General features: G+C 45.5%; 9 protein-coding genes. 3 read left to right on the top strand and 6 right to left on the bottom strand.

All coding sequences use genetic code 11. The annotated features are described in order from the left end of the window. Positions 1-137: 137 nt before the first annotated feature. Positions 138-662, top strand: a complete 525-nt coding sequence (locus GPLA_RS14270; RefSeq protein WP_007105644.1) for a DUF3016 domain-containing protein — start codon at positions 138-140, stop codon at positions 660-662. 66 nt (positions 663-728) lie between these two features. On the opposite strand, the gene GPLA_RS14265 is transcribed toward GPLA_RS14270, so the two are convergent. From GPLA_RS14265 to pepA, 5 genes are all read right to left on the bottom strand, one after another. After that, positions 729-2,414, bottom strand: a complete 1,686-nt coding sequence (locus GPLA_RS14265) for a GGDEF domain-containing protein (RefSeq protein WP_040514890.1) — start codon at positions 2,412-2,414, stop codon at positions 729-731. Then, the gene (locus GPLA_RS14260) at positions 2,401-3,933 is read right to left on the bottom strand and encodes a bifunctional metallophosphatase/5'-nucleotidase (RefSeq protein WP_007105641.1); all 1,533 of its coding nucleotides are present in this window, start codon (positions 3,931-3,933) and stop codon (positions 2,401-2,403) included. Before GPLA_RS14260 ends, GPLA_RS14265 begins: the two co-directional genes overlap by 14 nt. A 207-nt stretch (positions 3,934-4,140) precedes the next feature. After that, positions 4,141-6,906 carry a valine--tRNA ligase gene (locus tag GPLA_RS14255; RefSeq protein WP_007105640.1) on the bottom strand — a complete coding sequence of 922 codons (2,766 nt, stop codon included), beginning with the start codon at positions 6,904-6,906 and terminating at the stop codon, positions 4,141-4,143. A gap of 14 nt (positions 6,907-6,920) precedes the next feature. Continuing rightward, on the bottom strand, positions 6,921-7,403 hold the full coding sequence (locus GPLA_RS14250) for a DNA polymerase III subunit chi (protein WP_007105639.1): 483 nt from the start codon (positions 7,401-7,403) through the stop codon (positions 6,921-6,923). Positions 7,404-7,427: 24 nt separating this feature from the next. Then, complete coding sequence (gene pepA, locus GPLA_RS14245; protein WP_007105638.1) at positions 7,428-8,933, bottom strand: leucyl aminopeptidase; 1,506 nt, start codon at positions 8,931-8,933, stop codon at positions 7,428-7,430. Between the two features lie 287 nt (positions 8,934-9,220). On the opposite strand from pepA, the gene lptF reads away from it, so the two are divergent. Both lptF and lptG read left to right on the top strand, forming a co-directional pair. After that, a complete protein-coding gene (gene lptF, locus GPLA_RS14240; protein WP_007105636.1) occupies positions 9,221-10,327 on the top strand; it encodes an LPS export ABC transporter permease LptF in 1,107 nt (368 codons plus the stop codon). Next, the gene (gene lptG / locus GPLA_RS14235) at positions 10,324-11,385 is read left to right on the top strand and encodes an LPS export ABC transporter permease LptG (RefSeq protein ID WP_007105635.1); all 1,062 of its coding nucleotides are present in this window, start codon (positions 10,324-10,326) and stop codon (positions 11,383-11,385) included. The genes lptF and lptG overlap by 4 nt, the downstream gene beginning before the upstream one ends. Before the next feature lie 39 nt (positions 11,386-11,424). Here lptG and GPLA_RS14230 read toward each other — a convergent pair whose 3' ends face one another. Beyond that, positions 11,425-11,931: an RDD family protein gene (locus GPLA_RS14230; RefSeq protein ID WP_007105634.1), complete on the bottom strand. Its 507-nt coding sequence runs from the start codon at positions 11,929-11,931 to the stop codon at positions 11,425-11,427. Positions 11,932-12,238 lie beyond the last annotated feature (307 nt).

Here is a 12,238-nt window from a genome sequence, read left to right as displayed (position 1 = left end):
AATTGAGTATTTCCTAGGTACGCTAGGAAATACTTGCGAGCAGGTTAGGTTCAGGCAGTATTCAGCGCTTTGCTGTAAGCTTAGTTATAAAGAATTAAGCTTCATACGCATAACCATAAAATGAGAGGGTGAGAGATATGAAAAAATTAACCGTCGTTTTGTTATCCGGCATAGCGTTAATGCTATCTGCACAGGCTTATAGTCAAGGGAAGGTCGAGGTTATTTGGCAAAATTCAGATAAATACACGGATGTGCGCTCAGCAAACGAGTCTCGTACACGTTTTAAAGAGCGAACATTTACGCAACTAGAAGAATATTTGACAGAATTAGCAGAAGCGTTACCGAATGAGCAAACGCTTAAAATTACCGTGACCAATCTGGATTTAGCCGGTCAGGTTTGGCCGGCCTCATTTGTTGGCTTTGGTCACAGTGCTAGCGATGTGCGCCTGATTAAAAGCATTGATATTCCGCGCATTGCCTTTAATTACGAGTTACTTGATAGTGCGGGAGCTGTATTGCAGCAAGGTGAGCCGAAGTTAAAGGATATGTCGTTCCAAGACCGTCACAATCCGTTCTTTTCTTCCGAAACGTTACGCTACGAAAAAAACATGTTGCGCATGTGGTTTAACGAACAGTTTCCACAAGATGTCGCTAAAAATTAGCCCTTAATGATCAATGCTCAATATAGACGCCACTGAAAAGTGGCGTTTTTTTTGTCTAGGGGAAACCTATGGGGTAATCACGTCAGAATAGTGGATAACTTGGTCTCGGCCATTTTGCTTGGCGGCGTAGAGCGCCTGATCTGCTAGGCGCTGAACATAGTCGGCGTCTTTGATATTATTTTTCGCACATGTTGCCACCCCAATACTGACAGTGATGTAAGCTGTGTTGGGGTTGTGTTTATGCTCTATTGCAGCGGTTCTTACAGCATCTAAAAGGATATCGGCCACTTTTATCGCGCCTACTTTATCTGTATTTGGCAATACAAAAACAAACTCTTCGCCACCGTAGCGAGCCGCAAAGTCACCACTGCGCTTGGCCACTTTTTCTAAAATTTGCGCAATTTTAATTAAGGTTTCGTCGCCGGCAATGTGGCCGTAATTGTCGTTATAGGGTTTGAAAAAATCTACGTCGACCATCAATATGGATAATGGCCATTTCTCTCGTGCTGCCAGCTTTAATTCATGCTCAAGTCGCTCGTCTAACGCACGGCGATTAGGGATGCCTGTTAAACCGTCAAGCAACGACAATTCCTGCAAGGCTTTCTTTTGCTGCTCGATGGTTGCGGCAAAATAATCTATCGTGTCTACAATATCGGATATCTCATCGTTACCCGATATGCGGGTGGAGTTACGAAACCCATTGGCGCGATCTTGTACCACACGATTGAGTTTGACGAGACGGCGTACCACACGGTTCTGGATAAAAAATACGATTAGTAACAATAAGATTAATGCGCCAATGACATACAAACCGACGTTCTGAATTTGTATATTTGTGCGTATGGAGGTGCGCCTGGTTTGGGTGATCAGAGAGTCACTTAATTGATAGGATTTAAAGTTAAGTAGCCGTGAATAGTCGGCGATCAGGCTGTGCACAAAATTTCCCCGACCAATGACTCGACCTGATAGGCGCAGCAAGTTAATTTGCAGTGGAAAGATCCCCTGTTCACTGAGCACAATATGGTTGAAATCATCCACAATAGCGAGCATTTTTGTGTGTTGTGTAACCGGAAATTGTGTCACATCAGTGTAGAGTTTTGCGGTGATTTCCGTCACCTTGAAGGATGACTGACGAATGGTTTGCAAGCGCGACAAATTGGCGGCATTAGTGGCCAAGGCCACTGCTTCAAATATGGCGGCCCGCCAGCGTTGAAGCATTTGAATATCTTGACTGCCTAACGTCGCAACAGTTGTAAGCTCAACCACTTCATCATTAAGTGCATATAGGGCTTGTTCTTGTTTCGCTAATTGCTTCGCTAATTTTATTCGATGCAGTGCGAGGGATTTCAATTCGAGTATTTCACTTTCGATCGCATTTAAATGAAAGTCTAAATACTGGGTGCCGTCTTTGTGTTCGGCTAGGATGCGGATCTGATCAATTTTTTGCTTTACGTTGCCCTCAGCAATGCGCAATGCTGGCTCTGAATTGGCATAACTTAATCCGTCGCTGATAGCGGAAAGGGTGGTGATATGATTATTAACTTGCTCTGAAAAAACCACATGTGGCAGTGATTTGTTGGCAATGTCGTCTAAAATGTCGCGAAAATCGGCTAGGCGAGAATAGGCTAACATGGTTACGCTGATAAAAATAATGAAGACGCCGATAAACGCGACGACAAACACCGAACTTAACGAAATGCGTGCTTTCGTTTTAGACGGCTGGGCGGTGGGTGGTGAATTATTTTGATTCATGAACATTCACCAAACGTGCGTTCAATGCCGGACCTAAGGTATCGCGTTCTCGAATGCTATCAATGAACACATCCACTAACATAGGGGGAGCCATATAGCCTAAGGCTATTTTAGGGCATGCGTCCAGCACATGATAGCCGTCACCGCCATTAGCCAAATAATCAGTGGTGGCTAACTTGTATGCTCTGGTGGGGTTAATGGCTTTACCATTAATTTTGAGTGATGTTATTCGTTCTCCGGCTACCTTGCTTGGATCGTACGTGACCTGAATGCCAGATACTTGGGGAAAGCGTCCACGAGTTTGCTCTATGGTACTGATACCATTTTCAAGAGCCTGCTTGAGTTGCTGGCCGGTAATAGTTAGTACCGCCACTTTGCTGCGAAAAGGTAATTCTTCAGCAATATCTCGCCGAGTAAGTCGCTGCCCTTGAGCATAAGAACGATTACCACGGATGATGCCACCATTGATCAATGCAATGTCGGCATTGGCAAACGTGCGCAACGTATCAGCAACTAAATTTGCAAAGGCATTTTCTTCACTACGTACACTGGTTCTTAGTGTCTGAAAATCTTTCGTCACAGTAGCAATAGGTTGGTTTAACAAACGATTTAAGCGTGATGTGTAACCTTTGACTTGCCCAGCAACGATTGGATCACTAGGAAAGCTAGATAGCTCTTTACTGGTCCAAGTGACACGCGGAGCAGTGGATGGTCGGCCGGTAAATTCAAGGTGTATTTCAGCGAGATAATTCAGTTTATTCAACACTACAGCGTTCGGGTGTTTAGGCATTTTTTCGTTGGGGAAACTGGTAAATAACGGACTGGTGCTCATGGTTAGGTCAACGACTTGGTTCGTCAGCAGTTGATCGATAAACGAAAAATTGAACGAGTACATAAGCACCAATACATCAGCGCCTTGTTCACGAAGCGCCTGCGCGGACGTTGTTATGGCTTTTTGTGGGTCTAATATGACCACTTGTTTGAGCAAATAATCACTGATGGCACTCTCATCTAATACTGAAATAATGCCGACTTTAACGCCGCGCTGTTCGACAATCACTGTGCTTAATAAACCGTCGACGTTAGCCTTGCTGCGCTTGTCGTAAACGTTACTGGTGACAATGGGAAAAGCAGCTTCATAGGCGCGAAGAGATAATTCATCTTCAAAATAACTAAATTCTCGCTTAGTCACAGACATCGCATCCGGCTCTAGGCTGTTGAGTATATCGATGATGTGTGTGCCACGGTCAAGTGACGATAATGGGCTTGGGGCTAAACTGTTGCCACCGAATAGGAAAAAGGTACTGGTATTTTTTTGATTACGATAGGTTTGCAGTGCACTGGCGAGCTCGGGATAACCACCAACTTTTTTTAAGCCAATAACGGGCATGTCTGATGCGTAAATGATGGCGATTTTCTGATCCTCAGATAGCTCAGCGATAGCTGGCGTGGTAATGCTGGTGAGCACCACGATGCAAATGAGTAAAAATCGAATTCGGTTAATCTTGTCACCCTCCATTATCTGCACTTGCCTAACTATTTGAAACATCGGGTATTAATAGCACAGATTAGCATTAATCAATAATCACCATTTAGTCTGATTTTGACGTTATTATTGGCGTATTGCTGGGTGTTGAATTTGAGTATAAAAATACTCAACTTACCTATGTAATGAACAATAGCGACCGCACTCGTATTGGGGCTAGTGCGGTCGTGTTTAACCTGACTACAAGTTTTCGATTGTTTGCTTTTGCTCTTTTAACTTCTTCATTTGCATGGTGAAGTCATCAAGTTTAGCTTTTTCTTTATCAATTACCGCAGCAGGAGCATTGCTAACAAACTTTTGGTTGTTTAATTTACCTTGAGTTCGTGCAAAATCAGCCTCTATTTTAGCCAATGCTTTATTGATTCGAGCCAGCTCAGCGTCTTTATCAATTAGGCCAGCCATAGGAATAAGGATCTCCATTTCACCGACTAATGCAGTGGCACTGGCAGGTGCTTCTTCTTCAGCTTGCAGCAATTCAACGCTTTCTAGTTTGGCTAATGCACCTAAAAACTCACGACTGGTTTGCAGGCGTTGCCAATCCTGAGCGCTGGCATTACGCAGCAATACATTAAGCGGTTTATTCGGTGAGATGTCCATTTCGCCACGAATATTACGAATACCCACAATGACACTTTTTATCCATTCCATTTCCGCTAGTGTGTCTTGATCACGTAATGACGGGTCTTGCACTGGAAATGCTTGTGTCATGATGCTCGGTGCATTAATGCCGCATAACGGCGCCACTCGCTGCCAAATCTCTTCAGTGATAAACGGCATAATGGGGTGGGCTAAACGGAGAATGCTTTCAAGTACGTTGACGAGTGTATGGCGGGTGCCGCGTTTTTGCGCTTGGGTACTTATTTCAGAATTCAGAACCGGCTTTGATAACTCTAAATACCAGTCACAGAATTGATTCCAAGTGAATTCGTAAATCAAGTTAGCCGCAATATCAAAGCGATAGCCCGTTAATGCGTCTTCAAAGTCTTTCAATGTTTGCTGGAAGCGGGCCAAAATCCACTTATCCGCTAAGCTAAGTTGCATGTCGCCGCCGTTAGCACCGGTATCTTGGTCTTCTGCGTTCATCAATACAAAGCGTGAGGCATTCCATAATTTATTACAGAAATTACGATAGCCTTCTACTCGCTTAACGTCGAAGCTGATGTCTCGGCTGGTGGATGCCATCGCCGTAAACGTAAAGCGCAACGCATCTGTGCCGTATGCTTCAAACCCTTCTGGGTAACTTTTACGGGTGTTTTTTTCAATTTTTGCCGCCAGTTTTGGTTGCATCATTCCCGAAGTGCGCTTGGCAACTAAGTCATCGATACTGATGCCGTCAATCAAGTCGATTGGATCGATCACATTGCCTTTAGATTTAGACATCTTATCGCCTTGTTCATCGCGAATAAGGCCGGTGATGTAAATCTCTTTAAACGGGATTTGACCGGTAAACTTCTTGGTCATCATGATCATTCTGGCCACCCAGAAGAAAATAATATCGAAACCTGTTACCAATACCGCACTCGGTACAAACGTCTCTAACTCTGGTGTTTTCTTAGGCCAGCCCATGGTGGCAAATGGCCAGAGGGCAGACGAGAACCAGGTATCGAGTACGTCTTCGTCTTGACGTAAGTTTACGCTGGCATCTAAGGCGTGCTTTTCGCGTACTTCAGCTTCGGTGCGACCCACATATATTTTGCCGCTCTCGTCGTACCAAGCTGGAATGCGGTGTCCCCACCATAATTGACGCGAAATACACCAATCTTGAATGTTGTTCATCCACTGGTAATAAGTTTTATCCCAGTTCTCTGGTACAAACTTGATTTCACCACTTTTGACTGCATCAATGGCTGGCTTGGCGAGTTCTTGTACGGCGACGTACCACTGATCGGTTAGATAAGGTTCGATCACTGCCCCGGAACGATCACCGCGTGGTACTTTTAGCTTGTGGTCTTCAATTTTAACCAACACACCGGCGGCGTCTAGGTCGGCAACGATTTGCTTGCGCGCGTCGAATCGATCCAGCCCACGGTATTGCTCCGGTGCCTCGTCGTTGATTTTGGCGTCATCGGTGAGGATGTTAATCATCTCAAGATTATGACGTTTACCCATGTCGTAATCGTTAAAGTCATGGGCAGGGGTAATTTTTACGCAACCTGTGCCGAAATCTTGCTCAACATAATCGTCGGCGATGATGGGAATTAAGCGACCAGTAATAGGCAACTTAATCGATTTGCCAATAAAACTCTGATAACGCTCATCATCTGGATGAACGGCAACGGCGGTATCGCCCAACATAGTTTCAGGGCGAGTGGTGGCCACAACCAGCTCTCCTGTACCATCCGCAAGGGGGTAGCGCATATGCCACATAAAGCCGTTTTCTTCTTCGCTAAGCACTTCAAGATCGGATACTGCTGTGTGCAGAACTGGATCCCAATTTACTAAGCGCTTACCACGATAAATCAAGCCTTCTTCATGTAAGCGCACAAAGACTTCATTGACGGCTTCAGATAGGTCATCGTCCATGGTGAACACTTCACGATCCCAGTCGGGTGAGGTACCTAGGCGGCGCATTTGCTGAGTAATATTGCCGCCGGACTCTTTCTTCCAGTCCCAAATTTTATCAACGAAGGCTTCGCGACCTAAATCATGACGGGTTTTGCCTTGGGCGTTTAATTGGCGTTCAACCACCATTTGGGTCGCAATGCCAGCATGGTCAGTGCCGCACTGCCATAAGGTATTGTCACCCTTCATTCGATGATAACGGGTGAGGGTATCCATAATGGTTTGTTGAAAACCATGACCCATGTGCAAGCTGCCTGTCACGTTGGGTGGCGGCAACAAGATACAATAAGGTTGGCCTTCGCCGCTGGCTTTAAAGTAGCCTTTTTCTTCCCACTGTTGGTAACACTGCTGTTCGATATTTTGTGGGCTAAATGTTTTATCCATTGTATTTGGTCTCGTTATTGCGATTGCGAATTACCAGCGAGTGAGTCGAGTAACGCTTTGCTGGGTAATGTATCTAATTGATGGCCGGCGGCACGGTAATGTTTATAGCGCTCCCGCGCTTGCTGCTTAAGCGTATCAGCCGCGGGTACAAAATCGAATATGCGGCTAAATTTGCTATGAAAATCCGGCATGTTATCCGCTAAGTTGATAAGCACTGGCTTGTTAAATTGACTGGGGCGCTGCCAGCAAATTTCAACCGGGGTGCCAGCTTGTGGACCTTCGCCGGTCAAGTTATGTGGTACAAAGCGATCGTTTGGCAGTTGCCACAGCAATTCGTCGAATTGCTCAGCCTGCGCTTGGCTTTGGCACATCACCACACAGCGTTGCTTATTGCTAAAACACTGGGCCGCTAATTGACAAGCCAGCGCGAGGTGCGCTGGCTGGTTGCTGGTTGCTTCTGTTTCTTGTTCAAGCAGGTAAAACGTGACCTTTGACATCAGGTGTTTAGTTCTCTTTGAAGACTAATCTTCCGATTCAATGCCTGCTCGGTTCATTAAGAACTGAGATAACATTGGTACGGGGCGGCCAGTAGAGCCTTTATCTTTACCGCCAACCCAAGCTGTGCCTGCGATATCCATATGTGCCCAGTTGTATTTACGAGTGAAGCGCGACAAGAAACATGCGGCAGTAATAGAGCCTGCAGGACGGCCACCTAAGTTGGTCATGTCGGCAAATGGGCTTTCAAGCTGATCTTGGTATTCATCCCACAATGGCATACGCCACGCTTTGTCACCGCTTTGCTCTGATGCGTTGACAAGCTCATGGGCCAAAGGATTATGGTTACTGAATACGCCGGTAGCATGATGACCAAGGGCGATAACACATGCACCGGTCAAGGTTGCTACATCAATTACCAATTCTGGATCGAAGCGCTCAACATAAGTTAACGCATCACATAAAACCAAACGGCCTTCAGCATCGGTATTTAACACTTCAACGGTTTGACCAGACATAGTCGTCAGTATGTCACCTGGACGATATGCATTGGCATCAGGCATGTTTTCACAGCCAGCCAATATACCAACTACGTTTAACGGCAAGTTAAGTGCGCTTATGGTATGCATTGCACCCAAGACACCTGCTGCACCGCCCATATCATATTTCATTTCGTCCATGGCTTCGCCTGGCTTAATTGAAATGCCGCCTGAGTCGAAGGTTAAGCCTTTGCCGACTAGTACTATGGGAGCTTGATCAGCGGGGCCGCCTTTATGCTCCATTATGGTCATAATGGATTCATTGGCTGAACCACGACCTACCGCTAGGTATGAGTGCATACCTAGGTCATCCATTTGCTTTTCGTTGACCGAATCTACATGCAAATTCGGGTATTCGGCTTCCAGTAACTTGGCTTGATCGAACAGGTACTTAGGGTTACAAATGTTGGGTGGCATGTTGGCCACATCACGGGTGGTCTTACTCCCTAAAGATACCGCTAAACCATGCTCAACGGCACGCTCACCTATGGTTAGCTCACGGCGGGTCGGTACGTTAAAGACCATTTTACGCAAAGGACGGCGCGGCTCGCCTTTTTTGGTTTTCAATTGCAAGAAGGTATATAAGGAGTCTTGCGTTGCTTCCACCGCCTGACGCACACGCCAGTAGGTGTCACGTCCCTTCACATGTAACTCAGACAAGAAGCAGACGGCTTCCATTGAACCGGTTTCGTTTAGGGTTTTGATCGTCTTGGAGATAATTTGCTTGTATTGGCGCTCGTCTAGTTCACGCTCTTTACCGCAGCCCACTAACAATACTCGTTCACTGAGTACGTTTGGTACATGATGCAATAAGAGCATTTGTCCCGGCTTGCCTTCTAAATCGCCACGACGCAGCAGGTTGCTAAGATAGCCACCGCTTATTTCGTCTAATTGCTCGGCCACTGACGTTAATCGACGTGGTTCAAATACGCCTACTACGATACAGGCGCTGCGTTGTTTTTCTGGGCTTCCACTTTTTACACTAAATTCCACGGGGCATCCTCGTCACGAAACTGTTAATCTGTCATTACATACTGCTTGTAACACTGAGCTATTTGAATTTGTTATTATGATGTTGTGCTGAGCGTTACGGCGTTATCTTTGTAAACGGCGTTTCATTGCAATTGCAAGACGAGCCCAAGCCAGACATAATCTGTAAATTACGTGCGGGCAAGCGCTTTAAAATGGCACACATTGCAAATGAAACGTGTGAAAACGTTAAGTTTACTGAAAATTTTGTAGCTTGCCACTAAAATTACCACTTTTGTGTTGGATATTGCGTGCTGATATTTCGTTATTTAGTCAAAGAAACCGTCAAATCCCAAACTGCCGTTTTTCTGGTTTTGATGGCCATTTTTATTACCAATAAATTTGTCAGAGTGCTCTCTGAAGCCTCTAATGGTGATATTCCTGCTAGTTTAGTGCTAGGTTTTTTAGCCTTGAGCATGCCTGTTTTAGCTTCCCTTATTTTACCCTTGAGTTTATTTCTTGGCATTATGTTGGCCCATGGGCGTTTGTATGTAGACAGTGAAATGACCGTAATGCGGGCTTGCGGCGTTAGTGAGTGGTACGTTACGCGAGTAATGTTGGTCCTTGCTGTGGTGATGGCACTCATTACCGGCGCCATGACGTTATGGATTGCGCCTATGTCCGTGGAGCGGGAATATCAACTTGAAGAACAAGCCGGGGCCGATACTGGGCTGACGACTTTGATCCCTGGGCGCTTCCAACAAACGGCCAATGAAAAAGCAGTTATTTTTGTACATGAAATCGGTAACGACAGTGAGCCGCTAAAACGTGTGTTTATGGCCCAGCACGATACCACGACAGATAGCCAAAATGTGCATTTGGTCTATGCCAAAAAAGGCGGTCTACGTGAGGCTGCCGATGGTTCTGAAACCTTAGTGCTCGGTGATGGCATTCAGTACGAAGGTACCTTGGGTAAACAAGATTATCGGGTAGTGGAATTTGGTGAGTATCAGATTCAAATTGCTGAACAAGAGGCTGAGCAAAAGCGCAGAAAGTTATCTGCGTATACTACTATGCAGCTCTTTGATGACCCCTCTATCGACGCTATCGCAGAGCTTCAGTGGCGCTTCGCAATCCCGCTTTCGTTGTTTTTTTTGGTGATTATAGCCGTGCCACTTAGCGCTGCGGATCCACGTCAAGGGCGCTTCGGTAAGATGTTCCCAGCGCTGATGTTGTATCTAGGTTATTTCTTATTGCTATTGGCAGGCCGCAAAGTGTTAGAAGACGGCAAAGTCCCTCCTATGTTGGGTTTGTGGTGGGTGCATTTTGTCATTGGCCTGATTGGTATGGCACTGATCTTTAAGGGACGCCCTCTAGGCGTGCGAATACGAGCACAACTACGAGGTAAAAAGTCATGATTAAAATCCTCGATTGGTATATCGCCCGCACATTACTGGGCACGACTGCCATGAGTTTAGGTGTGCTAGTGGGTTTAAGCGCGTTAATTAAATTTATCGAGCAGATGAAAAGTGTCGGTAAGGGCAGTTACGACATGACAGTGGCTGCTGTTTATGTATTTTTAAGCCTGCCCCGTGAATTAGAACAATTTTTCCCCGTGGCAACCTTAATTGGTGGTTTGATTGGTATGGGAATATTAGCCAGCAATAGCGAATTAGTGGTAATGCAATCCGCTGGGCAAAGCCGCTGGAATATTATTATCTCTGCCATGAAGTCGGCCATCTTGATGGTTTTATTTGTGATGGTGATAGGTGAGTGGGTCGCACCGGTAAGTGAAACCAAAGCCAAAGAAATTCGTACTCAAGCCATATCAGGTGGTAGTTTGTTTTCGTCTGATCGCTTAGTTTGGGCTAAAGATGGTGATAATTTTGTCAGTATTGGTGAGGTTGTAGATAAAAACACCCTGCGTGATGTGAACATATATGAGTTCGACAGTGAGTTATATCTACGTAAAGTTACTACAGCAGAAAGCGCCCGCTACCAAGAAGAAACATGGCGTTTGAGCCACGTACAATCCACCCATTTCTCAGATAATCGTATTCAAGTTGAAGATGCGGCTGATGGTGCGTGGGCCTCGTCCCTTACCCCGGATAAACTAGGGGTTGTGACGGTAAAGCCTGAAGCTTTGTCGATACGTGGGCTTGTGGGGTATGTCAATTATTTAGAAAACAATAGCCAAAACTCTGAGCGTTACCGCTTAGCATTATGGCGCAAGGTGCTGCAACCTGTATCGGTTGGGGTGATGCTGCTCATGGCGCTATCGTTTATTTTTGGTCCGTTGCGTAGCGTCACCATGGGGGCGCGGGTGATTATGGGTGTTTTGACAGGCTTTGGCTTTTTCGTGAGTAACGAAGTGTTTGGCTCATTAAGTACTGTGTATCATATACCGCCATTTATCGGCGCTATCCTGCCAAGTCTTATCTTCGCTGGGATTTCCGTTCATTTACTGCGCCGATAAAAGCGCAGATTTATTTCAACTTATTCTAGGACGGGACAATTAGTTTAGATTACGCCAACTGCGGTGATGGTTCGCTTCTTTGCTTAAACAAATCACCTCTGTGCTGGTAATACGGTCTTGTAACGACTGTTTATGTTTAACGTCCACAAGCACTAATAATGTCCCTAAGCCCAAAAATGACGTCACCATGCGCACAAATGCACGTGTATAGGTGATGGGTTTGCCATTCGTACTGGCAATGCGCAGTCGCCAAGCGCGCATGCCAATAGTCTGCCCACCATTACGCCAAAACCATAAAAAGAAGACAATCACCCAAGCTGTAACCCATATCTGCAAGACATGTTGATAAATAGGAGCGTGCTGAATTAAATCACTAAAATGTTCATATCCATGATTGCCCAACACGTTATTTTCAACCAGTAATAACATGGCAACTAACATCACCATAGCGGCACACATACCGATAGCAACGGCGACTAAAATATCGTAAATAATGGCGGCTAGGCGGCGAAAAAAACCTGCACGATGGTAATGCTCAGTGGTCAAAAGTGCGTTCTCGTATAATAAAAATGAAATACACATGCGCAAAAGGCGCAAATACCCTATGCCTAGTCTCGCATAATTGATGTCTTAAGGGGTAGTGACGATACACAAAATAGCGGAACTGGTGATAAGTTAAGCATTTAAACTCGGAACATAAAAAATCACTTGCGCGTATCAGGTAAACCGCTATAATGCGGCGCTCTTAAAGGTTGTCACAAACGTTTAAGCACCTTTGCCAGTGTGATGGAATTGGTAGACATGACGGATTCAAAATCCGTTGCTGAATAAGCGTGGCGGTTCGAGTCCGCCC

This window comes from Paraglaciecola polaris LMG 21857 (assembly GCF_000315055.1).
Lineage (GTDB): Bacteria > Pseudomonadota > Gammaproteobacteria > Enterobacterales > Alteromonadaceae > Paraglaciecola > Paraglaciecola polaris.
The sequence above is the reverse complement of the archived record's forward strand: the minus strand, read 5'-3'. Positions and strand labels throughout refer to the sequence as shown.